Raw genomic sequence first — 23,542 nt, forward strand, 5'->3', positions numbered from 1 at the left:
CCGGTCAGCTAACCTTTGGGGTCAAGTCGATCCGGTCAGTGCCCGCTCTTTTTTTCGAGGAGCTTGATGCCGGGTGCCGGATATTCGAGATCGTCACTCGACTTACCTTCTGCCGGGATTTCGATCCAGCGCTCGGTCGCACCATCAGGGCACTCCTGCACCAGCGGCACATAGAGCGTCTTGCCGACCGGCAGGCTTTCGGCCAGAAAACCGCGGAAGACGAACTCCTCATACTCGTCGTCGGCCAGGCTGCCACCCTTCCAGACGATCTCCTTCACGCCCTCCTTCACCGGCGTGCCGAAGTAATCGTAGGATTTCTCGTAGGCTCCCTTGATCTTCTCCAGTGTCCAGCCTGGTTTCGGCATCGGCTTTGCAGCGATCATACCTTCCGGGATCTGAACGCGCAGAGCGATCGTCGGCTTGCCCTCGCAGCCGTGCGGGACGCGAATGACCGCCTTGTAGGACGCGCCGACATGCGCCTCCGTCACTTCAAGCGTGGCGTGGGCGAAGGCTGCCGTAGCGCTTACCGCGATGAAGGCAGTGGTGGTGATCAGTTTCAACAACATATAGCTATTCCTTTGAGGCTATTGGCTCGGGGTCGGGTCACGGGAAAGCCTCCCGCGTGCTTCAGGGATTGGATGCGGTGATCCGGAAAAAGTTACAGCACTCGCAAAGCGCGGTCGGCGCGGCGGTTCCCCTGTCGGCTCAATACCGATCTTCAGACAGCCTCGGGCCACGTGAAAAGGGGGCCGCCAGGATGGACCGAAGATCGTCGCGATGGTGCCGGCGGACGCCAGGGAGAAAGATCCCTGCGTCAGAGATAGGAAGGCGGGAACGCAACCGATCAGGCACGCAGTCGTGGGGGCGCGCGTGGATATCCGAGGCGATGATCGACCGTCGGTGACAGGTCTGCCGCGGGCCAAGGCCGTTGCACCGCGGATGCGACTTGAAGGGTAAGGGGTCCTCCAAGCTGCGGAGTAGCCGCCAGGAACTGCGAGGACACGCAACATCCGAGAAGGCAGCAATCGGCGGCGGTCCTATGGTCGCTGTCGTGATTATTGGTGTTGGGGTGATCCGCGCTGACGCAGAGTGCATTGCCGAAAGCGTCGATTTGCGAGAAGGCGGGCATCACGCTCGCGGCAAATGCGCCGACGATAGATTGCAGCACGAACAGGCAGGCAGCGATGAACACCAGTCGCAGACCGTTGCGTCGCCTCACCACAATCAAACTCCTTCTGCGCTGTTTTTCGGGAGTGTCCAGAGCCACCGCATAACTATCGGTCACGCGCGTCCTCGTCCTTGCTCCATAGCAAGTATGAAGGCACAAGCATATCGGAAGCTAAGCGGACCCCATTCTCCGAATTCGTCGGGTGACGGCTCGCAAAGAGCATCGAACCGGCTGCTCATCAGCCAGGCTATGGCCCGCCCTTCGAGGCGCGGATCGCTCCCGCAACCATAGGCTACGACAGATTCCCGCCTTGAGCGGTTTCACGCTCGGCCACGCAGAACGATGCAAACGCCTGAAGGTAGGCTTGTACCTTCGAGCGGTTCTCGGATGTCTCGACGGCCCGGAACACGTCAGCCGGCTCCATTTTCATCAGGTGGAGACGGAGAAAGATATCCGTCGTGAAACGGTCGCTGACGGTCGCAAGGACCGTGCGCAGACTGGCCAGCATGTCGTCTCCCCGATGGGAGGCGTGCAGCAGGGCAATCGGCTTGCTGATGATTTCTTCTCCGGACACAAGCCAGTCGATCGCATTCTTGAGGCCGCCGGGAATGGAGCGCACGTATTCCGGGCTTGCAATGATCAGGCCGTCACTCTCTGCGATGGCGTCTATAAAGTCTCGCACCATCTGCGGCAGAGGCCGGCTCTCGAGGTCCGGCGAAAAGACCGGCAATTCTCCCAGGCGATCGAAGACTGAAATATCGATGTTCGCCGGCGAAATCGAACGGACGGCGCGCAGCATGGCCGTATTGGTGGAATTGATCCGGGCGCTGCCTGATATCGCGAGAATCTTCATGGGGAGAAGAGTGGTCGATTGGACATGGTTGTCAACGCGTGCGGCCTACCCCATCAGCTGAGCTCCTGCACGGGCGGCGCCGGCAGACGACAAACGCATTAGATGAGTAGCGCAAGAAAGTTTAACTTCTAATACGCATAGAACGATAGGAGAACGTCGCAGGTACGAAAGCGGTCGCCTACCATTCGTATTAGATATCCCTGGGAGCAATCGGATGGGCGTGAGAAACGATCTGGCTCAGTCGCCGTCGACGCGCAACGCCGTTACAGCCGGCGGCATCCGGCGCCAGGTAAACGACGGCCGCCTGCAAAATAGACGCGGCGCAACCATGGCGCGCACCGCGTCTTGGCGGCGTAATCAAACTTTCATTTTTCCATCATGCAGATTGGGAAGGACTGTCACACTCAGCTGTTAGCAAGCGCCCGGCTTCATTCGTGCCACCGATCCTGGTGTCCGCCAATCTGCAAGGAGCGTTTTGCAAATGAGAGTCTCCGTCACTACGTCCGTATTCATCGGCCTGATGGCAAGCGTCGCGTTTGGCGCGTCGGCGGCAGCAGCCGAAAAAACGAAATTCGAATTCTGGTACGGCCTTTCGGGCGACCTTGGCGAACGTGTCCAGGATGCCTGCAAGAAGTTCAACGACAGCCAATCCGAGTTCGAGATCGTCTGCACTTCGCAAAACGGTTACGACACGACGCTGCAAAACACGATTGCCGCCTACCGCGCCAAGAAGCAGCCGGCGATCACCCAGATCTATGATGCCGGCACGCTCGACATGATGCTGTCCGGCGCATTCGTGCCCGCCAAGAAGCTGATGGCCGACAATGGCTACACGATCGACTGGAACAATTATTTCGGCGGCATCGCCAACTATTATGCAACGGCAAAGGGCGAGCTGAATTCCTTCCCGTTCAATTCCTCGACGGCCATGTTCTATTACAACGTCGACGCCTTCCAGAAGGCCGGCATCGACTTCAAGCCGGACACCTGGGAGCAGGTCGAGGAAGCGGCGCGCAAGCTGAAGGCAGCTGGCTACGAATGCCCGCTCGCATTCAACTTCGACACATGGCCGCTGATGGAGCAGTTCTCGGCCATCCACAACCAGCCGATTGCGACCAAGGCGAACGGCTATAACGGACTGGACGCTGAGCTCGTCGTCAACAAGACCAAGTTCGTCGACCACGTGAAGTTCTTCAAGAAGATGGCTGACGAGAAGCTCTTCGTGGTCAAGACCAAGCAGCTCGGCATGGACATCGTCCCCGCCTTCACGTCCCAGACCTGCCAGATGATCCAGACCTCAATCGCCGACCATGGCACGATCGGCAAGACCCTTCCCGAGGGTGTGAAATGGGAAGTCGCCATGTTGCCCGTATGGAAGGGCACCGAACGCCAGAACTCGCTCGTCGGCGGCGCATCGCTCTGGGTGCTCGCCGGTCGTCCGGAAGCGGAATACAAGGGTGCTGCCGCCTTTCTCAACTATCTCGCGACGCCGGAAATGGCCGAATGGTGGTCGACGGTGACGGGCTACATCCCGGTGACCAAGACCGGCTTCGACGCCATGAAGGCCAATGGCTTCTACGACAAGGCACCGTACAAGGGGCGTGAGCTCGCCATCCAGAGCCTCTCCTTCACTCCGACTTCGGAAAACACCCGCGGCATTCGCCTCGGTGGCTTCACGCAGATCCGCAAGGAATTCGCGACCGCCCTCGAAGCGATCTTCATGCAGAACGCAGACGTGCAGGCCGAGCTCGACAAGACGGTGGAACGCAGCAACGCCGTTCTGCGTCGCTTCGAGAAGACCTACGCCGGACAGACGCTGAACTAAAAATCTGATCCGTCCGGAGCCTGCCGCAGCATCGGCGGGCTCCGATTTCTATTCTTGCGCATCGGAAATTCGACATGGACAAGCGTGCGGCCTTTCGCAGCTGGTGGCTGCCCAGCCTATTCGCCCTGCCGCAGATCAGTCTGATCCTGCTCTTTTTCTATTGGCCGGCGGTCGCCGTGCTGCGATGGGCCTTCACACTGGAGCCGCCATTCGGGGGCGCTGCGGATTTCGTCGGTTTCACCAACTTCCAGGATGTGTTCGCCGATCCGCTCTACTGGAACTCCGTTGGTGTCAGCCTGGCGTTCGCCCTTTGCGGCACACTTGCCACCATTTTCATCGGACTTGTTCTTGCCCTTGCGGTCGACCGGCAATTGCCGGGCTCCGCCCCGTTCCGGTTCCTCTACATTCTGCCCTACGCGATCGCCGGGCCTGCGGCCGGCATGGCCTTCCGTTTCATCCTGTCGCCCGAGCGCGGGCTGATGGCATCTGTCAACGCCGCCTTTCCGGACTTCTGGAACCCGGCCAAATACGGCAGCCACGCCCTCATCCTCGTCATCGTCGTCTTCGCCTGGAAATGGGCGGGCTATACCTTCATCTTCCTTCTCGCTGGCCTGCAGTCGGTGCCGCGCTCGCTCATCGAGGCTGCCGCGATGGACGGCAGCGGCCCGATCCGTCGCGCGGTCGATATCCAGATACCGCTACTCGCGCCAACGCTCTTCTTTCTGCTGGTCATCATGATGACCGAGGGTTTCGTCGGCGCCGATACCTACGGCATCGTCGCCCGTACGACCGATGGCGGCCCGAACCACGGCACGGACGTGATGGTCTACCGCATCGTCGAGGAGGCGTTCCGCGGCTTGAACTACTCCGGCGCGTCGGCCCAGAGCCTTGTGCTCATCGGTCTCATCATGATCTTCACCTTCATTCAGTTCCGCTTCATCGAGCGCCAGGTCCATTACAAGTGAGGCTCCCATGATCCAGCGGACCCCTTTTGCCAACGCGTTGACCTACGGCGTGATGATCTTCGGCTTCCTGCTGCTGATCGGCCCGTTCATCGTCATCCTGTCGGGCGCCAGCCAGACATTCCAGCAGGTCAACGCCATACCTTTCAGCTTCATGCCGCAGGATCGCCTGTTCGAGAACATGGGCGCCGCCTGGTCGCGCGCCAATCTCGGAACGGCGATGCTGAACAGCTTCGTCATGGCCAGCCTCGTCACGGTCGGCAAGGTGGCGCTGTCGGCGCTGACGGCCTTTGCCATCGTGTTCTTCCGAACGCCGCTGAAGGGCTTCTTCTTCTGGATGGTGTTCATCACCCTGATGCTGCCGCTCGAGGTGCGCGTTGTGCCGACCTATGCGGTCGCCGCCGATCTGTTCCAGCCTGTTCGACTTCTGATTTCCGCCGTCACCGGCTTCGATGTCTCGGTCGACTGGAACCTTCTCAATTCCTATGCCGGCCTCACATTGCCGTTGATCGCGACCGCGACCGGGACCTTCCTCTATCGCCAGTTCTACCTGACCCTGCCCGACGAACTGGCGGAGGCCGCGCGCATGGACGGGTCGGGCGCGATCCGCTTCTTCATCGATATGCTCTTGCCGCTCTCGCGCACCAACATGCTGGCGCTGACGACGATCATGTTCGTCTATGGGTGGAACCAGTATCTCTGGCCCCTCCTGATGGTGACGGACCCCCAATACAAGACCACGATGATGTCGCTGGTTGCGCTCCTTCCGGCCGACAATGGCACTCCGGACTGGAACGTGACGCTCGCCGGATCGCTGATCATCATGCTGCCCCCGCTCATCGTCGTTGCCGTCCTGCAGCGGTGGTTCGTGCGCGGCCTCGTGGCCACGGAAAAATGACCCCGCTTTCCCCAAACAGAACAGACAGAGAGGTCCGCGCTCATGGCTGACATCGCAATTCGCGCCGTGCGTAAATCCTACGGAAAGAACCCTACCCTGCATGGCATCGACCTCGCCTTCGCATCGGGAGAATTCGTCGTGATCCTCGGCCCTTCCGGCTGCGGAAAATCAACACTTCTGCGGATGATCGCAGGGTTGGAGGAGATCACTTCCGGTGAGATCGCGATCAACGGCAAGGTTGTGAACAAGCTCGAGCCGCGCGAGCGCGGCTGCGCCATGGTGTTCCAGAACTACGCCCTCTACCCGCACATGACCGTTGCAGCAAACATCGGCTACGCCCTCAAGGTGGCCGGCGTCCCGAAGGCGGAGCGCCTGCGCCGGATCGAGGAAACGGCGAAGATCGTCGGACTTTCCGATTATCTCGATCGCAAACCGGCAGCGCTTTCCGGTGGTCAGCGGCAGCGCGTCGCCATGGCGCGCGCGATCATTCGCGAACCGAATGTCTTTCTCTTCGACGAACCGCTGTCGAACCTGGACGCCAAGCTGCGCGTCACCATGCGGGCCGAGATCCGCAAGCTGCATCAGCGTCTCTCGGCGACGTCCATCTTCGTCACCCACGATCAGGTGGAAGCAATGACGCTGGCGGACAAGCTGGTCGTGATGAACAAAGGCGTGGTCGAACAGGTGGGCCAGCCGCTCGACATCTACCACCGTCCGGCAAGCATCTTCGTCGCATCCTTCATCGGCTCGCCGGCGATGAACCTTTTCGATGCCATTGTCGACGTCGACAATGCCTGTCTCACATTCGGCGGCACGAAGATGCCGATCGACAAAGGTCTTGCCACGCGACTGGGCGCAAGGCAGATCACGGTCGGTATTCGCCCGGAACAATGTATCGTTGCGCCTGAGGGCGTGTCGCTAAAGGTGGATTTCATCGAGGAGCTCGGCTCCGGCCGCGTCATCCACTCGGACCTGAACGGCTACCCTTTCGCCGCGAGCGTCGACGAGCATACGCGCGTGCGGCCCGGCGATCGTATCACCCTGGAACTGCCACCGGCGCACCTGCATCTCTTCGACCAGGAGACCGGCCGACGGATCGAGATCGATCTGGCGCCGCGCACCATCCGCAGCTCTGCCAGCCAACCGGCACTCCAAGCAGTCTGATCACACTTCAACACATCAGGAGACACCGTGATGAACGACATCATTTCCGCCGTAGGATTCTGCAACCGGACGGGCAAGGGCGATCTTTCGAGCCTTGATGCCTCCTTGCGTGAAGTTGCCGAGACGGGCGCTGACGCCTGCGAGATCGGAATCTATGGCGAAGAGATCGTCAGTGGCGGCCGCATCATCGAAGACCGCGTCCAGCGCGTCGCCGAGATCACCCAAAAGTACACCTTCAACAAGCTTTCGCTGCACGGCCAGATCGTATCCAACTTCATGGATCGCCAGCACCATCATCTGCAGAAGAAGGTCGTAAGGGCGATGCTCGAACTGTGCGACCGGCTCGGCGCGGGGATCCTCGTGCATCATTCCGGCGCAGCACAGCTTGCTCCCGGAGAGAACGCCGCGGATCTCGACAAGATGGAACGCGACGCCCTTGCAGAGATGGCGGAGATCGCAAAGGGATACGGGGTCCGCATCGCGCTCGAGAACATCTTCACGACGGAAAGCGGCCAGTATCGGCAAGCCCCGAGCCAGGTCGCAGAAACGGTGCGAGCGATCGGTTCCAGCAACGTCGTCGCGCTCATCGACTTCTCGCATGCCTATATCGAAGCCACGCATCGTGGGCTGGATTTCCGTGACGAGCTGCGGGCCATGGCCCCGGTGGCTGGCCACCTGCATGTGCACGACAGTTTCGGTCTGCCCTATTCCATGAACCGCTTCTATCATCCGGCCGAGGCAACGGCGCTCGGCATCGGCGACCTGCATCTGCCGATCGGCTGGGGCGACATTGCCTGGGACGACATCTTTTCCGAACTGACCTTCCTTCCGGATACGACGCTGATCATGGAAATCGGCGCGGAACGCTTTGCCGATCAGCAACCGACCTGCCTCGAGCGGGCAAGGCGCCTTGCCGCAGCGGTTGGACAGCGTTCCGCCGCATGATGTTTCCGGTTGCTCCACCGCACACGCGGTGGAGCAACCGGATCAAGGCGTGCATTGCGGCGACGCCTTGCGCTAAGACGGTCAATATGGGATGCGGCCAAAGCCGCCCACTTCGTCCGAGATCGAATTGCTGGCGAACACCGTGTCGGGACAAACCGCGAGGATTGCCTGCAATCCGAACATCTTCCCAGCTCAAGACGGCAATGCCGGTTGCGGCAAGCGGCCCCAATCCCTCGCCAGGCCGACCTGGCTCAGCCCGATCCCTGACCTGGCCGCCTGGATCGAAAGCCATCAACATTCTCGTTTGCGCACAATAATTAGAATATATGTATGCAAAATAATGCCAATCCTGTCGACATAACCTTCCCTTTCTCCAACACTTGCGAAATAACTTGGTCACCGAAGGCATTTCGAGGATGGGGTGGGACAGCATGGACGGGACGCTGGCACGGCGCGAGAGCAATTTATTCGACAGGCTCGAAGGCATCATCAACAGACTGCCCGAGCCCTTCACACTGCTGCTGGCGTTGGCGGCACTGACGGCACTGGCATCTTTCCCATTGGCACAAGCGGGCGTGTCGCTGGCTTTCTCGACGGTGGATCCGGCCACAGGCCAGGCCGTGGCGAAGACGGTTGCGATCGAGAACATCCTGACGGCATCCTACTTTGCCAACCTGATCGTCGAATTCCCGAAGCTGCTGGTCGGCTTCCCGCCGATCGCTCTGACGCTCGTCGTGATGATGGGCATTTCGGTTGCCGAACATTCCGGCTTCCTCTCCTCGGTCATTCGCGGGCTTTTGCGGCGGGTGCCGAAGTTCGCGATCATCAGCGTCGTCTCGTTCGTGGCGATCAATGGCGACCTCTTCGGCGACGCGGCGATGTTCGTGCTGATGCCGCTTGCGGCGACGCTCTTCTACCAGATGGGACTCAATCCCTGGCTCGGCATCATTCTGGTTTTCGTCGGCAACACCGCCGGATTTTCCGCTTCGCTCGTCATCAACCAGACGGATACGGTGCTCTCGGGCATCACCGCGAGCGTTCTGCCGCCACAGGCGGCGGCGACCGTCTCGCCGATCATGAACTGGTATTTCAACGCGTTCAGCGCCTTCACTGCGACCGCGGCGATGCTGTTCATCACTTACTTCTTCGTTCCGTCGAAGCTCGCGCCGAGCCGGGTGAGCGAACTGGAAATCGAAACGGAGGTCGTTGAGGAACCCGGCACAGCCCACGGCCGCGAAGGGCGGGGCCTTGTCGCAGCCGGCATCTTCACGGTGATCTATCTCGGACTCATCCTCGCCTCTCTCCTGCCGGAGGGCGGCGCACTGCGGGGCGAAGGCGGGCAGATCGTGCCGAAGTCACCCTTCATGGGCGGCATCGTCGTTCTGATCTCGCTCTATTTCGCGCTGTCGGGCATCGCCTACGGTTGGGCGTCCGGCCGACTGAAATCGCTCGGCGAGGCGGCGGAATGGATGAAGAACGGCATTTCGTCCATGTCCTATTTCCTCGTGGTTTCCGCGGCAGCGGTGATCTTCCTGAAGCTGTTCAACGACAGCCACATCGGCGAATATATCGGCAGCTACGGTGTCGTGATGCTGCAGGGCATGCAGGCGTCACCCGGTGTCGCTATCTTCCTCTTCCTGCTGCTGGTTTCGGTATCGAACCTCTTCATCATCTCCGGCAGCGTCCTGTGGATCATGTATGCGCCGATCTTCGTGCCGCTGATGCTGGCGCTTGGCTACAGTCCGGCAGCGACCCAGATGATCTATCGTATCGGCGATGCGCCGCTGAATGCGATCTGCCCGGTCAACCCCTTCCTGATCCTCGTGATCGGCCTGCTCAACAAGTGGCGGCCGAAGGGTACGGAGGCGGTAAAGGTCGGAACGCCGCTCATGCTGGCCATGCCCTACGCACTTGCCATTCTCGCGGTTCTCGTGCTGCAGCTCGTCTTCTGGGTTCTGTGGGACCTGCCGCCCGGTCCCGGCGCAACGCTGATGGCACGGTGAACCGCGATGCGCTTCCTGAGTGAAACCAAGGTCCTGGCCAGCCACGAGCTGCGGCGCGAAGGCGCGCGCCGTTGGCTAAGGCTGGAAATTTCCGGCCTTGCCGCGGTAAGCCCCGGAGAGACCGTGCTCTTCTCCGAGGAGCGGCACAGCCCTCGCTGCCGGATCGCGACGGTCGAGACGTTTTCGGACGGCCATGCCGCGCTGGTCGCAAAGTTCGAGGCCGATGACCTCGTGCCGGCGGTGGGTCGCGGCCTGACGGTCTGGTCGAACGAAAATCCCGCCGTTTCTGTCGGTGCAGGTTCGCTCATTGTCACCACGCCTGCCTTCCTCTACCGTGTCGCGCCCTTCGAGCAGCGCGGGGCGACGGTGCTCGTCGAGGATGACGGCGCGGACCTTTGGCAGGATTTGCGCCAGCGCGTAGGAGGCGGGCTCGCTTGGACCTCCATCTTCCTCGCGCTCGAACCGGCCCGACTTCAGGCCTTCGCCGCCGCATTCCCCGACGCCAACCCCTATCTCTTTGCCAACATGGACATGAGTTGCGGCATCGGGGCCTGCCGGAGCTGTCACGTGACCGTTTCGGACAACAAGGACGGCGAGGCGAGCTGTCGCGTCGGGCCCTGGTTCGCGCTGAAGCGGGTGAACCTCGTGCGCCTGCAATTTGCCTCCACCCCCTTCATTTGAGGATCGCCGCCATGGACCTTTCCGTAACCGTACCGATGGGCGTAGGCAGCGTGACCTTCAAAAACCCGGTCATGTCGGCCGCGGGCACCTTCGGCAACATCGTCGAGTATCTTGACGTCTTCGACATCACGCGACTCGGAGGCGTCGTCGCGAACTCCTTCCTTCCCTGGCAGGGCGAGCCGAACCGTTGCCGCCGCTTTGCGCATACGGAGAGCGGCTATCTCTCCGCCTTCGGCATCAACAACATGACGCTCGATCGCTTCATTGCCGAGGTGCTGCCGCGCCTGCCGGCGGAGGAGGTTCCGGTCTTCGTCAACATCAAGGCGCCGACGCGCGCGCAGCTCGTGGATATGATCCGCGCCTGCGTGGAAAGCGGCCGAATCGCCGGGGTCGAGGTCAATGGCAACTTCCCCTATGCCGGCCGTGACGAACCCTCCTACTGGGACAATCCCCAGCAGAACGAGGAGATGTTCCGCGCGCTTTCAGCCGCGACTGAGGGCAAGGTGCTGCTATGGTCGAAGGCGGCCACGTCCGCCAAGATGATCATCGAGGACTTCGTATCCGCCTCGGAAAGAGGCGGCGCGGATGGAACGGTGCTCTTCAATGCCATTCCCGGTGCGCGCATCGATATCGAAAGGCGCACCTTCGCATGCGGTTCCACGGGCTTTGGCGGTTACTCCGGTTCTGGCGTAAAGCCCTTCGCGCTGTGGCGCTGCGTGCAGGCGGTGAGCATCGCCACGCGTCCGGTGATCGGCGCGGGTGGCATCACGACGGCTGAGGATGTCGTTGAGTTCATCATGGCGGGGGCGCATCTCGTACAGATTGGCGCTGCCAGCATGAGCCGGCCGGATTATTTTCCTCGCCTGCTCGACGATCTCTATGCGCTTCTGGAGCGCCTCGGAGTGCGCTCGCTGGATGAAATCCGCGGATGTGCCCGAGCGGAGGCGGCCCCTGAGACTTGAGCCGCAGCACTCATGATAGCTGCCCCTTGCATGAAACCGCCCTCACCTGGCCGCCTTCCAGTAGGGATTATCGTGCTTCAGGATCACCATGGTCGTGGTTTCGGCGACGGCCGGGATCGACTGAAGCACGTCGCGAATGAACGTTCCAAGCGCATCGAGATCGCGCACCCAGATGCGCAGGACATAGTCGACATTGCCAGCCACCAGCAGGCATTCCGTGATCTCGGGGCGTTTGGCGATCGCTGAAAGGAACTGCTCCGTTCCCTCGGTCCCGTGGCGAGCCAGCCGCACTGAACACAGGACACTGACAGTCAAGCCGAGCGCCACCGGATCAATCCGGGCGGCGTAACCCTTGATGATCCCGGCGTCTTCCATACGCTTCACACGGCGGCCGCAGGGTGTGGCCGAAAGGCCGACACGCTCGGCAAGGTCCAACATCGAAATCCGCCCGTCCCGGCGCAAAACGTCGAGGATCCTATGATCAATCAGGTCAAGATCAGGCATGAGCGAAAAACTCTCAAAATATTCCTGTTTGTAGTGATATCACGCGCACATTGATGGGTGAACGTCCAAGATCGCCGAGTTGCACTAAGAATATCGGGCTACTGTCTCCTTGAACCTCGGAAAACGGGAGAAGCGACCGTGCCTGCCTATTTCGTATGCACCATGACCATTCACGACCCTGACACCTACCGCAAATACACCGCACTCACGCCGGCCACGCTAGCTCGCTATGACGGAAAATTCCTCACCCGTGGCGATGCGGTCGAGACGATCGAAGGCGGCCCGGCTTTTGCCGAGCGCATGGTTCTTCTGGAGTTCCCGGATCGGGAGACGGCGTTGGCCTGGTATCGTGATGCCGACTATCAGAGCGCGGCAGAGTTCCGACGACTGGCCTCCTCCGGGCGAATGCTGCTGCAGGTGTCGCGCGGCAACACCAAAGATCCGGACCCGAAAGTCTGACATGGATCTGCAGCTGAAGGGAAAATCCGCCCTCGTATTTGGCGGATCACGTGGATTGGGCCGAGCGGTCGCGGCGGAACTTGCGCGTGAAGGCGCTCAAGTCGTGATCGTGGCGAGAGACGAGACCTCGCTGCGACAAACGGCCGACGCGACGGGATGTCTGCCGCTCGCGGGCGACCTTTCCGCCCCTGAGGCGGGCGGGCAGTTGGTGGGGGCGGCGAGCACGCTTCTTGGCCGGCCGCTCGACATTCTGGTCACCAACACCGGAGGGCCGCCCACCGGCAGCTTCCAAGCCATAGATACCACGGCCTGGGCCAAAGGATTCCAGGGCCTGTGGATGAGCACAGTGGACAGCATTCAGGCCGCACTTCCGGCGATGAAAGCGAAACGTTGGGGGCGCATCCTGGCCGTGACTTCGGTTGCCGCAAAAGAACCGCAACCGGGTCTGGTGATATCGAATGGCCTCAGAGCCGGGCTCTTGGGGATGCTGAACACCTTGTCGCGCGAAGTCGCCGCTGACGGCATCACTGTCAACGCGCTACTGCCCGGCTACACCAACACAGACCGGATGGCCGAGTTGGGTGTAGACAACGCAACAATGGGCCCGAAGATTCCCGCTGGGCGGCTGGGCGAACCCGAGGAATTTGCGGCACTTGCCGCCTTTCTCGCCTCAACCCGTGCATCCTACATCACCGGCCAAGCCATCGCGGTCGATGGCGGCCTACTGCATTCGATCTGAGGAGCGACCATGGAGCATCCCGCCCGGCGTCCGAAATTTGCGAACTGGCTGGCTGAAAGCAACGACGTCACGCAGATGTTCCTGTCTGCCGGCCAGATCCCCGGCCTTATCAACATGGCAGGCGGCCTGCCCGATCCGACGACATGGCCGGTCTCCGATCTCTCGGCTTTGGCGGCGAGAGCCGTGGCGGATCACCCGCGCGAGGCGCTCGCCTATACCCCGATTGAAGGCCTGCCGGGGCTGCGCGACCTGATCGCGACGCGTTTCAGCGCGCCGGGGCTCCGCCTCACCCGCGAAAATGTGCTGATCACCACCGGTGGGATGCAGGCGCTGGATCTGATCGGCAAGGTGCTCTTGGACGAAGGCGGGCTGATCGCGGCGCAAACGCCTGCCTATCTGGGCGCGCTGGATGCCTGGAAGCCTCGCTACCCGACCTACCGCTCGATGCGGCTGGAAGCCGATGATTTCGACCCTATGACGGCGATGAGTGGCGCACAGTTCGCCTATATGGTGCCCAATTTCTCGAACCCCACAGGCAGGCTCGTGGGGGTCAAGGATCGTCGCGCGCTCGTCGCAGCAGCCGATGCCACCGGGACCTGGCTGGTCGAGGACGACCCTTATGGCACGCTCTACTACGACGGCGCTCCCTTGCCCCGGATGCTTACCCTTTCCGGCAAGGATGAGACGGTCTACGACGGTCCAGTCGTCTACCTCGGAACGCTGTCGAAGGAACTTGCACCCGGTTTTCGTATCGGCTGGACCATCGCTGCCCCCGACATGATCAAGGCTCTGGTCGGCGCCAAGCAGGCTTCGGACATGTGCAGCTCGGGTTTGTCGCAGCGTATTACCCAAGACGCTTTTGCGGCGGCTCTCCCCGAGCGCGTGCTGCCGGGCATCCTTGCGCTTTATCGCGCACGCCGCGATACCCTTTGCGCGTCCATGGAAAAACATTTGGGCGGATTGTTCGAATGGGAAAAACCGACGGGCGGCATGTTCGTTTGGGCTACGGCGCGCGATGCGGCGTTGAATACGGATGCTCTCTTGTGCGAGGCGGTCGCGCACGGTGTCTGCATCACGCCGTCAAGCGTCTTCGATCCCGAAGGCCGAAATCGCCGCTCGGTCCGTATCAATTTTACATTGAATGCTCCTGAGGAACTCGAAGAAGGGGTGCGCCGGCTTGCCGAAGCGACTCGCGCCACCATCGCCCGAGCAGCGTGATATGACGGCAGACGACCGCGTTTCGAACGTGCCGCTACAGTCGGTGCACAATCGATCGCCTGTGCCGGACGACCGGTTCAATGGGTGGTTACGACATCGCCCGACTTGTCGCGGGGATAGGCGTAGGCACCCGCCTTTGAGGTACGAAAGCCGCCACTTGCCAGTGCCTCGGCGAGCTTGACGGCAGCCACCACGCCGTCGATGACGGGCACCCCGGCTTCGCGGGAAAGCCACTCGCACAGCTCCGCCATGCCGGCGCAACCGAGAACTATGGCGTCGACACCATCCTCGCGTATCGCCGTGCGCGCTTCGTCGAGGAGCTTCGCGCGCGCATTTTTCGGGTCGGCCTCAAGCGCCAGGACCGGCAGATCGACCGCGCGCACGCGGCGGCAGCGTGAGGCCGCGCCATATTGCGCCACGAGATCTTCGATCACCGGCACCGACCTCGGCAATGTGGTGATCACCGCGAAGCGGGTTGCCACCGTCATGGCGACCTGCACCGCCGCCTGGCAGATGCCGATGACCGGGCCGGTGGCCACTTCGCGCGCGGCCGCAAGACCCGGATCATCGAAGCAGGCGATCACATGCGCCGACGCACCTCGCTTCTCCGCCGCGCGGATCGCCGCCAGCATCGCCGGGACGGCCCTTGCCTCATCCGAATAGCCTTCAATCGAAGCGGGTGTGCCCATTGCAGTTTCGGCATCGATGACGAAACCCTCCAATCGCACAGCCTCGGCCGCACGTACGATCTGATCGGTCATGGACGCTGTCGAGTTGGGATTGATGACGTGTATGCGGATCATCGAGTGGCCCTTTCCGGCCTGGGGTTCACTTGTGCATGCTCGAGGGGCAACAGCTCCTCCGGCTTTTTGAGCTCGAACTGTCGATCTGAGGTGATGTAGTTGTCGGCGTGCAGCCGAGCGATCGGCTGATAGGTCTCGGGATTCGCATACCGCCCCTGCGCATCAAGGCACCGGTCCTGGATATGCATGTGCACGACTTTGCCGATGACCAGCACGCGCTTGTGATAATCGAGGATCTGCTCGACCCTGCATTCGAAGCTGCAGGGACTTTCGGCGATGCGGGCGACATCAATCTGGTCGCACGCTATCGGCGTCAGGCGGGCGAAATCGAGCTCATCGACTTCTGAGGCGAAATTAACGCCACAGACGATCATCGCATCGGCGAGCGCCATATCGACCATGTTGACGACGAACTCGCCGGTTCGGCGGATGTTCGCGACGGTGTCCTTCTCATCGCCATTGCCACGGTTCTGGATCCCGAGCACGACCAATGGCGGTTCGTGGGAGAACACGTTGAAGAAGCTCATGGGCGCTGCGTTGTTGTGTCCGGCTGGCGATCGCGTGCCAACAAGCGCGATGGGGCGCGGGCCGATGAAGTTGGTCAGCAGCCGATAGCGATCGGGAGGCGGAAGCGTGGTGAAATCTATGTTCATGTCCGGATCTCCTGCTTGCTAGTTCAAAGAATTCTTCACGGCAGCGCGTCAACAGCACGCACCCCACCGTCGACCACATTGGGGAACGGCGTCGCACGGCAAAGCGCGACCAAGAGCATTGATCGCTCGAGCGCGCAGACACGGCCGGCATCGGCATGTATCTTTCGGCAGGAACGATCGATTTTCAGGAAAGCATCGCCGGCCCTCCGGCCGGCGGGTACGTTGTGCATGCTGCCCTCCCCGACAGTGCCAATCGCCGATACAAAGAGCTATATTGCATCCATTATTATGTCAATCTCGTATCCCATTATTGCATACAATTAGGTGCAAAGAAGGGAAAGAAATGGCCATCTTCTGCACGAAAAACAAACCGTCACCGGAAAGCGGCCAGAACTATATGCAAAAAAATCAGTCCGTTACGACAATCAAGTGACATCTGGAGACACATAGAGCGGGAAACCGCACCGGCTCTCCTTCCACCGAGACACGGGCTGCCTATTCCAATCTACCCACCTCAAAGAATTGCATACGATACGCGCGAGTATCGTACCCCCCTGACTCCAGCAGCGAGCCAGAGGCGTTAGGGCCTAAAGACCTTCTTCTTTTGCGTAAGCGGCAAGGAGGTGAGCCAGGTCGTCTTCACCTTTGCTTTTCAGCAGGGCTCGGACCGTTATGGCCTCGATGTGATGCCCCATCAACTCACGTGCTTTCTCGCGATCATTCCGCGCGAGGGCAGCAATCAGGGTGCGATGCTCGGATACGGCGCAATCGGAAGAATGCGGGCGTCCGTAGAGTGACAGTATCATAGACGAGCGCGAGACAAGTTCCGTGACGTATCGTGATAGAATCGCGTTCTCCGTCAGCCTTGCGAGCAGGACGTGAAACTCGCCGGCGAGTTGAATCGAGGTCGAAGGATCGCTGACCCTTGCCTTGTCCTCGGCATCGAGATGCGCCTCAAGCGCCTCGATCTTCGGCGGCGTCAGCCTGCCGATCAGGCTGTCAACAACCAACGTCTCCAGCGCTTGCCGCACTGCAAAAATGTTGTGTCCGTCCTCGACACTGGGATGGCTGACGCAGGCGCCCCTGTTCGGACGCAATTCGATCAACCCCTCACCGTTCAGGCGGGCGAGCGCCTGCCGGACAATCGTACGACTGACGCCGAGCCGTTCGCCGATCGAATCCTCCGGAAGCTTCGTTCCCGCAGCGAATGCCTGATCGAGGATGGCGCGCTTCAGGATGCGATAGACCACGTCCGACTTGGGGACCGAGGGGTTTTGATTGCCGGCGCTGGGTTTGGGCATCATGACGAACCTGAAAACGACGAGGCGCGGATCATGCGATCATTCGATGGTCGGCAAGTCACCAGCCAGTTCGCCGCCATTCACGACCACGCGGCCGCGCCGGATGACGGTGCGCCTTTGCGGCGTCAGGGCGACGGCTTCCGCCAGCGTGCGCGCCGGTACCAGCACCAGATCAGCGAAACAACCTTCGGAGAGCCCATAGCCGCCAAGCCCGATGCCTTCAGCGCCACCGAAAGTGCAGATACGGGCGACATCGTCGAGATCGGCATCGTTGGCCATGCCGTTGCGTTGCGCCAGGTACTTCGCCCGCTCCAGCATGTCGCCGTTCCCGTAGGGCTCCCAGGTTCCCTGAATGCCGTCGGAACCGGAGGCTACAATGAGACCGCTCCGGCGCATCAATCTTAGCGGCAATGCGGGCGTCGACGGACTCCCTACGGTCATCACTGCGATACGTTCCGCAGCCAGCCGGTCAATTAGCGCCGTTTGCCGGGACGTGTCGAGCGTGCCGAGACAATAGGCATGACTAACCATGACCCGCCCTTGCAACGACAAGGCGCGGGTACGCTCGACGATGAGTTCCAGGCAAAATGCTCCGAGGTCGCCAGGTTCGTGCAGGTGGATGTCGACCGGTTTTCCATGACGATCTGCAAGGGCGAAGATGGCATCGAGATGACGCACCGGATCGCGCTCGATGGAGGCAGGGTCGATACCGCCAACAATGTCGGCACCGGCCTTCAAGGCCGCATCCATCAACTCGAGCGTACCCGCGCGCGGCAGCATGCCACTCTGCGGAAAGGCTACGATCTGCACGTCGACCAGATCGCGCAGTGCCTCGCGCGTTTCGAGCACGCCTTCGATATTGGCAATGCCGATCTCGGTGTCGACGTCGACATGGCTGCGAATGCTCAATACGCCGAAGGCCAGCGTCTGCATGATCTGGCGGGCAGACTGCCGGCGGGCGTCGATGCCAAGTGCGCGCTTGGCGTTGCGATCGGCCAAGATCCGGTCATTGCGGTTCGGGCCAACCCGATTTTCGAACCAGTCCATGCCGATGAGCGTCTTGTCGAGATGCGTATGGGCCTCGACAAACCCCGGCAGCGCGATATGTCCGTCCGCGTCGATCTCGACCGCAGCATGGACGCGGTCTGCCGCGACGAAGCGGCCGTCACGGATGAAAAGGTCCTCTAACGGCCCGCCGAAGGGCCGGGCATTGCGGATGATTAGGTCTGCAGTCACCTTGATATCCTCCCTTGTCCCCAGTGCTTAGGTACGATCGCTTAGCCCGGCGCGAGCCATGGCGAGATGAAAGGCACGCAAGGCGCGATCCATTATTGCGCCTTCGTCCTGGGCCACGAGGCGCCGCCCGCGCATCAGAATGCGTCCACCGACAATGGTCGTATCCACGTCCGCCCCGTTCGCGAACCGCGCGAGGCGTTGCACCGGATCGTGCGGCGGCCAGAGATGCGGCTGACGCATGTTCATGAGCAGGATATCAGCGCGCTTGCCGGCCTCGAGCGAGCCGAGTTCATCCTCCATCATCAGGGCGCGTGCACCCTCGATCGTTGCCATCTCCAGCAGCCGCTGGGGCGGCAACACGGCGTCGTCTGCGAAATGACGCGCGTGGTAACGATGCGCCTGGAACAGGTTGCGAAACATGTCGAAGGGCCGATCGGGTGCCGCAGCATCGGTACCGAGCGACACCGTTATGCCATCCTCCATCAATTCCGGCGCCGGGCAGCGGCCATAGACCGACATCAATGCACTGGGATTGTGTGCAACCTTGGCACCCGTCCGCTTGAGGACGGCACGATCGGCCTCGGTGAGGTCTATGCAATGCGCAAGGAGCGATCGCTCGTCGAAGAGGCCGAGACGCGCATCATTGGCGGCAATGGATCCGTCGCGATGGCCGTCCTGGACCAGGAGGCCGCTTCTCTCACGTGCCCGATCACGGACCTTGCATGCGATCCTGTATACCGTTTCATCCCGCAGTTCCTGCTCGTCGAAAACGGGCAGTGAAAAGACGACCTGCAGGCGGTCGTCGCGCCCAGCCCAGGCGTCGACCAATTCCGTGGCCACGTCAATTTGCCGGTCTGGGGAGACGACGATGTCGTCGTGCGATGTCGACGTATAGTGGCGATACACATGCCTTTGCCCCGGCCGGTTCGGCCCCACCGCCAGAAACTCCCGCACGCCCATAGCAGCAACCGAGGCAAGGTGGGCCTCCGCCGCCTCCGGCGCCTCGCTGCGCATGATATCCGGGCCGCCGCCGAACAGCAGCGCCGCGGTCGTCGTGCCGCACTTGATCCTCTCGGCCGCCGACAGCGCCGCCTCCGCCGCCCAGAATTCAGGATCGGTCGCGGTTGCGTAGATGCGGCCGGTCACGGACATCCAATCCTCGGCCTCAGTGCCAAGCCCCTTGGTCAGCATATGTCCGGCATGGGCGTGCGTATCGATCAATCCGGGCATCGCGACCATGCCGGCGGCTTCGATGCGCTCGGCCTGCCGTTCTCCGGTGAAGTCTTCCTCACCTATGGCGGCGATGCGCCCATTGTCGACCAGAATATGGCCGCGCTCGATGATGCGCCGGTCCGGGTCCATCGTGATGATCGTGGCATTTTCAATCAGTAGTGCGTTCGTCATGGCAGGTTCCCTCTCCGGCTGCTGGGTTTGGCGTTCTTTTTTGACAAAGCGGCGCCAAAACGACCTTCCCCATCTTGATCTTGTTCGCAGCAGATGTACACTATTTATGGGAGCATTCGTATCCAATATCAAAGACAATATGTATACGTTAAACGGGAGAAACCAGTGAAGACCTCTATAAAGACCCTCTTGGCAGGGCTCGCCCTGCTGGCGCCGCTGTCTGCGCCCGCATTTGCCGAAACGCTGCGCTGGGCCTCATCCGGCGATGTCATTTCCTACGACCCGAACGCCCAGGTCGACAGCTTCACCCAGAGCGTTCATCACATGGTTTTCGATCCGCTGGTGCGTCGTAACAAGGATCTGAAGCTGGAGCCGGCGCTCGCTACGTCCTGGGAGGTCATCGAGCCCAAGCGCTGGCGCTTCAAACTGCGCCAGGGCGTGAAATTTCATGAAGGCCAGCCCTTCAACGCCGACGATGTCGTGGCGACGATCCAGCGCCAGATCGACCCCGGAGCGCGCAACCGCGAGAACCTTTCCACCGTCGTCGGTGTCGAGAAGGTGGACGACTATACCGTCGACCTTATCCTGCGTGGCCCTTACCCGCTGCTCCTCAACGATCTTGCCGCCATCTACATCATGAGCAAGCCCTGGATGGAGGAGCATGACGCACTGAAGCCGGGCAATGCGTCCACCGGCGTCGTCACCTATGCCAGCAACCATGCCAACGGCACGGGCGCATTCAAGCTGAAGAGCTACGAGCCGGACTCGCGCTCGGTCTTCGAAGTGAACAAGGAGTGGTGGGACAAGCCGCAGCATAATCTGGACGAGGTCGAATTCCGTCCGATCGCCTCCGATGCAACCCGCGTCGCGGCGTTGATGTCGGGCGAAGTCGACATGATTGCTCCGGTTCCGCTGCAGGACATCGACCGCATTGCGGCCACCGATGGTCTGAAGGTTGTCGAAAACCCGTCGCTTCGCACGATCTTCTTCGTATTCAGCTACCGGCCGGAACTGCATGCAACTCCAGGCCAACCCAACCCGCTGCGCGATGTGCGCGTGCGCCAGGCATTGTGGCAAGCGATCGACACCAACACGATCCAGAAGCGCCTGATGCGCGGCAAGTCCCGTACAGCCGGTATGCTGGTCGCACCGGCGGTGACCGGTTACGATGAGGACATCGATGTGCCTCTGCCTTACGATGTCGCCAAGGCCAAGGCGCTGCTCGCCGAGGCCGGCTATCCGGATGGCTTCAAGACCGGGCTCGCCTGCCCCAACGACCGCTATATCGCCGACGAACAGATCTGCCTTGCGGTCGCTTCCATGTGGGCGCAGATCGGTGTCCAGGCCAACGTGAGTGTCGAGAGCAAGACGACCTATTTCCCACGTACCGACAAGGGGGAGTTCGACATCTACCTTCTCGGCTGGGCCTCGCTGCCGCCGATGGATGGCTTTAGCCCACTGCAAGCGCTCCTGGCGACGAATGACGGCACCTTCGGCGGCAGCAATGCCGATGGGCTTTCCAATCCCGAGATCGACAAGCTGGCCTATGCCGCTTCGGTGGAACTCGACGAAACCAAGCGCATCGAGGATCTGAAGCAGGCCTTCCGCATCACGCATGATCAGGTCCTCTACCTGCCGCTGCACCAACAGCCGGTCGCCTGGGCGATGAGCAGCAAGGTCGACATGCCGCAGTTCCCAGACGAGTACGTGCGTCCGTGGTTCGCTCAGATAAAGAAGTAGTCGGGATTCTCCCAAGGCCAGTCCTGGCGGGCGAAAGCAAGCCGGGACTGGCCCACAAACCGGGTCAACCCCTCCACGACCGGCGACGGCACGGAGGATACGGGAGCGCACAACCCGGTGGCCGCCCCTTTGGGCAGGATCGCTCCCGGTAAGGACTATCCGATGATCAGACTCCTTTCAGTCAGGCTGCTTCAGGCCATCCTCGTGATGGTCGCGGTGACCGCCATCGCCTTCGTCATGTTTCGCTTCGTCGGCGATCCGGTCGCCTCTATGGTGCGCGAAGGCGCGACCCAGGCTGAGAAGGACGCAGTGCGCGTCGCCCTCGGCCTCGATAAGCCGGTCCTGGCTCAGTTCGCCAATTTCCTGGGCCAGGTGGTGACCGGCGATCTCGGCACGAGCTACCGCTACCAGCAGCCCGTGACGAGCCTATTGCTCAGCCGCCTTCCTGCCACCCTGGAACTGGTGATCGTTGCCACCGTGCTGGCACTGTCGCTCGGCATTCCGCTTGGGGTGCTCTGCGCGCTCAAGCCGCACGCATTTTTCTCGCGGCTGACCCAGTCTGCGACACTCGTCGGCATTTCCATGCCGACCTTCGTCACCGGCCTGCTGCTGATCCTGATTTTCGCGGTAAACCTGCGGTGGCTGCCATCCTCCGGACGCGGAGATCTCGTCGATATCGGGCTCTGGCAGACCGGCTTCCTCTCGCTTTCAGGCCTGAAGTCATTGATCCTGCCGTCGATCACGCTGGCCTTGTTCCAGCTCACGCTGATCATGCGGTTGGTGCGCTCGGAGATGATCGACGTTTTGTCGTCGGATTACATCCGCTTCGCCTTCGCGCGCGGCCTGCCGCGAACCTATATCTATGGCCGGCTTGCGCTGCGCAACGCATTGATGCCGGTCGTCACGGTCACAGGACTGCAGATCGGCCAGCTCATCGCCTTCGCGATCGTCACCGAGACGGTGTTCCAATGGCCGGGCATGGGCCTGCTGTTCACCAACGCCGTCGGCTATCCTGACGTGCCGGTGCTGGCTGCCTACCTTCTCTTCGTGGGCTTCCTCTTCGTCATGATCAACATGATCGTCGACATTCTCTACACCTTCATCGATCCGCGACTGAGGACACGATAATGGCTACGCAATCCCTGATGCGCCGGCTTCCGCCGGTTTCCGTTGTCATCGCCAGCCTGGTGCTCGCCATCATGCTGATCCTCGTCATCTTCGCGCCGCTGATTGCGCCGATGGACCCACGCGACGTCGCCTCCTACTCGCTGATGGACATGGAAATTCCGCCAGTGTTCATGGAGGGCGGCGATTCCCGCTTCCTGCTCGGCACGGACAACCAGGGACGCGACCTCGTCTCCGTCATCCTGTTCGGGCTGAGGATTTCCGTGGTCATCGGCCTCGGCGCCGTGGTCTTTGCCGCCATGCTTGGCGTCGTGCTCGGCCTCATTGCCGGCTTCTTCGGCGGCATGGTCGATGGCATCGTGATGCGCGTCGCCGATATCTTCGTCAGCTTCCCGACCATCCTCGTTGCACTGCTCATCAGCGGCATCGCCCGCGCACAGCTTAGCGCCGATGCCATGCTTGCCTGGGCGCCGCTGGTGCTGATCTTCTCCATCGCCATCAACGAATGGGTCCAATATGCGCGAACCGTGCGGGCCTCGACCATGGTGGAGATCGCGCGGGACTATGTACGCGCCGCCAAGGTCATCGGCCTGCCGTCGCCCCGCATCATGGCCCGCCACATCCTGCCGAACATCATGAGTTCGGTGATGGTCATCGCCACGATCAACCTCGCCGGCGCAATCCTGACGGAAGCGACACTCTCCTTCCTCGGTGCGGGCATGCCGCCGACCTATCCTTCGCTCGGCACGCTGATCCGCATCGGCAACCAGTTCCTGTTCTCCGGTCTCTGGTGGATCGCGGTGATGCCCGCGGCGGTGCTGGTCATCCTCGTGCTGGCCGTTAACGTGATCGGCGACTATCTGCGCGACCACTTCAACCCGAAACTGATGGCGAGATGA

General features: G+C 61.4%; 24 protein-coding genes. 14 read left to right on the forward strand and 10 right to left on the reverse strand.

Annotated elements, in window-relative coordinates:
- Positions 1–35: 35 nt before the first annotated feature.
- The 3 genes from QM996_RS25840 to QM996_RS25850 form a co-directional block, all read right to left on the reverse strand.
- Positions 36–566: a YcnI family copper-binding membrane protein gene (locus QM996_RS25840; RefSeq protein ID WP_334196765.1), complete on the reverse strand. Its 531-nt coding sequence runs from the start codon at positions 564–566 to the stop codon at positions 36–38.
- A 278-nt stretch (positions 567–844) separates the two neighbouring features.
- Positions 845–1,285: a hypothetical protein gene (locus tag QM996_RS25845; protein WP_334196766.1), complete on the reverse strand. Its 441-nt coding sequence runs from the start codon at positions 1,283–1,285 to the stop codon at positions 845–847.
- A gap of 175 nt (positions 1,286–1,460) precedes the next feature.
- Positions 1,461–2,021 (reverse strand): NADPH-dependent FMN reductase, encoded by a 561-nt coding sequence (locus QM996_RS25850; protein WP_334196767.1) that lies wholly within the window; start codon positions 2,019–2,021, stop codon positions 1,461–1,463.
- A gap of 481 nt (positions 2,022–2,502) precedes the next feature.
- Between QM996_RS25850 and QM996_RS25855 the strand changes: the two genes are divergently transcribed.
- The 8 genes from QM996_RS25855 to QM996_RS25890 all read left to right on the forward strand — a co-directional run bounded on the left by QM996_RS25855 (position 2,503) and on the right by QM996_RS25890 (position 11,461).
- The gene (locus QM996_RS25855; RefSeq protein WP_500270392.1) at positions 2,503–3,846 is read left to right on the forward strand and encodes an extracellular solute-binding protein; all 1,344 of its coding nucleotides are present in this window, start codon (positions 2,503–2,505) and stop codon (positions 3,844–3,846) included.
- 74 nt (positions 3,847–3,920) lie between these two features.
- Positions 3,921–4,811: a carbohydrate ABC transporter permease gene (locus tag QM996_RS25860; protein ID WP_334196768.1), complete on the forward strand. Its 891-nt coding sequence runs from the start codon at positions 3,921–3,923 to the stop codon at positions 4,809–4,811.
- A 7-nt stretch (positions 4,812–4,818) separates the two neighbouring features.
- Positions 4,819–5,706: an ABC transporter permease subunit gene (locus tag QM996_RS25865; protein WP_334196769.1), complete on the forward strand. Its 888-nt coding sequence runs from the start codon at positions 4,819–4,821 to the stop codon at positions 5,704–5,706.
- Between the two features lie 42 nt (positions 5,707–5,748).
- On the forward strand, positions 5,749–6,870 hold the full coding sequence (locus QM996_RS25870) for a sn-glycerol-3-phosphate import ATP-binding protein UgpC (RefSeq protein WP_334196770.1): 1,122 nt from the start codon (positions 5,749–5,751) through the stop codon (positions 6,868–6,870).
- Positions 6,871–6,900: 30 nt separating this feature from the next.
- Positions 6,901–7,815 (forward strand): TIM barrel protein, encoded by a 915-nt coding sequence (locus QM996_RS25875; protein ID WP_334196771.1) that lies wholly within the window; start codon positions 6,901–6,903, stop codon positions 7,813–7,815.
- Between the two features lie 431 nt (positions 7,816–8,246).
- On the forward strand, positions 8,247–9,818 hold the full coding sequence (locus tag QM996_RS25880) for an AbgT family transporter (protein WP_334196772.1): 1,572 nt from the start codon (positions 8,247–8,249) through the stop codon (positions 9,816–9,818).
- A 6-nt stretch (positions 9,819–9,824) separates the two neighbouring features.
- On the forward strand, positions 9,825–10,499 hold the full coding sequence (locus QM996_RS25885; protein WP_334196773.1) for an iron-sulfur cluster-binding protein: 675 nt from the start codon (positions 9,825–9,827) through the stop codon (positions 10,497–10,499).
- 11 nt (positions 10,500–10,510) lie between these two features.
- Positions 10,511–11,461 (forward strand): beta/alpha barrel domain-containing protein, encoded by a 951-nt coding sequence (locus QM996_RS25890; RefSeq protein ID WP_334196774.1) that lies wholly within the window; start codon positions 10,511–10,513, stop codon positions 11,459–11,461.
- Between the two features lie 42 nt (positions 11,462–11,503).
- Here the strand turns inward: QM996_RS25890 and QM996_RS25895 are convergent, their stop codons facing one another.
- The gene (locus tag QM996_RS25895) at positions 11,504–11,899 is read right to left on the reverse strand and encodes an Lrp/AsnC family transcriptional regulator (protein ID WP_334196775.1); all 396 of its coding nucleotides are present in this window, start codon (positions 11,897–11,899) and stop codon (positions 11,504–11,506) included.
- 204 nt (positions 11,900–12,103) lie between these two features.
- Between QM996_RS25895 and QM996_RS25900 the strand changes: the two genes are divergently transcribed.
- From QM996_RS25900 to QM996_RS25910, 3 genes are all read left to right on the forward strand, one after another.
- Positions 12,104–12,424, forward strand: coding sequence for a DUF1330 domain-containing protein (locus QM996_RS25900; protein WP_334196776.1), 321 nt, complete (start codon positions 12,104–12,106; stop codon positions 12,422–12,424).
- Position 12,425: 1 nt separating this feature from the next.
- Positions 12,426–13,163 carry an SDR family oxidoreductase gene (locus QM996_RS25905; protein ID WP_334196777.1) on the forward strand — a complete coding sequence of 246 codons (738 nt, stop codon included), beginning with the start codon at positions 12,426–12,428 and terminating at the stop codon, positions 13,161–13,163.
- A gap of 114 nt (positions 13,164–13,277) precedes the next feature.
- Positions 13,278–14,381: an aminotransferase-like domain-containing protein gene (locus tag QM996_RS25910; RefSeq protein WP_500270393.1), complete on the forward strand. Its 1,104-nt coding sequence runs from the start codon at positions 13,278–13,280 to the stop codon at positions 14,379–14,381.
- A gap of 77 nt (positions 14,382–14,458) precedes the next feature.
- On the opposite strand, the gene QM996_RS25915 is transcribed toward QM996_RS25910, so the two are convergent.
- The 6 genes from QM996_RS25915 to QM996_RS25940 form a co-directional block, all read right to left on the reverse strand.
- Complete coding sequence (locus QM996_RS25915; RefSeq protein WP_334198676.1) at positions 14,459–15,181, reverse strand: aspartate/glutamate racemase family protein; 723 nt, start codon at positions 15,179–15,181, stop codon at positions 14,459–14,461.
- A complete protein-coding gene (locus QM996_RS25920) occupies positions 15,181–15,837 on the reverse strand; it encodes a flavin reductase family protein (RefSeq protein WP_334196779.1) in 657 nt (218 codons plus the stop codon). The genes QM996_RS25915 and QM996_RS25920 overlap by 1 nt, the downstream gene beginning before the upstream one ends.
- Before the next feature lie 35 nt (positions 15,838–15,872).
- The gene (locus QM996_RS25925) at positions 15,873–16,067 is read right to left on the reverse strand and encodes a hypothetical protein (protein WP_334196780.1); all 195 of its coding nucleotides are present in this window, start codon (positions 16,065–16,067) and stop codon (positions 15,873–15,875) included.
- A 357-nt stretch (positions 16,068–16,424) separates the two neighbouring features.
- Positions 16,425–17,141 (reverse strand): GntR family transcriptional regulator, encoded by a 717-nt coding sequence (locus QM996_RS25930; RefSeq protein ID WP_500270394.1) that lies wholly within the window; start codon positions 17,139–17,141, stop codon positions 16,425–16,427.
- A gap of 36 nt (positions 17,142–17,177) precedes the next feature.
- A complete protein-coding gene (locus tag QM996_RS25935; protein ID WP_334196782.1) occupies positions 17,178–18,374 on the reverse strand; it encodes an amidohydrolase in 1,197 nt (398 codons plus the stop codon).
- 27 nt (positions 18,375–18,401) lie between these two features.
- Positions 18,402–19,904 carry an amidohydrolase family protein gene (locus QM996_RS25940; protein ID WP_500270395.1) on the reverse strand — a complete coding sequence of 501 codons (1,503 nt, stop codon included), beginning with the start codon at positions 19,902–19,904 and terminating at the stop codon, positions 18,402–18,404.
- 39 nt (positions 19,905–19,943) lie between these two features.
- On the opposite strand from QM996_RS25940, the gene QM996_RS25945 reads away from it, so the two are divergent.
- From QM996_RS25945 to QM996_RS25955, 3 genes are all read left to right on the forward strand, one after another.
- Positions 19,944–21,518 (forward strand): ABC transporter substrate-binding protein, encoded by a 1,575-nt coding sequence (locus QM996_RS25945; RefSeq protein WP_334196784.1) that lies wholly within the window; start codon positions 19,944–19,946, stop codon positions 21,516–21,518.
- A 162-nt stretch (positions 21,519–21,680) separates the two neighbouring features.
- Positions 21,681–22,646: an ABC transporter permease gene (locus QM996_RS25950; RefSeq protein WP_334196785.1), complete on the forward strand. Its 966-nt coding sequence runs from the start codon at positions 21,681–21,683 to the stop codon at positions 22,644–22,646.
- The gene (locus tag QM996_RS25955) at positions 22,646–23,542 is read left to right on the forward strand and encodes an ABC transporter permease (RefSeq protein WP_334196786.1); all 897 of its coding nucleotides are present in this window, start codon (positions 22,646–22,648) and stop codon (positions 23,540–23,542) included. The genes QM996_RS25950 and QM996_RS25955 overlap by 1 nt, the downstream gene beginning before the upstream one ends.

The sequence above is a fragment of the Sinorhizobium chiapasense genome (assembly GCF_045277575.1).
Taxonomy (GTDB): Bacteria; Pseudomonadota; Alphaproteobacteria; order Rhizobiales; family Rhizobiaceae; genus Ensifer; species Ensifer chiapasense_A.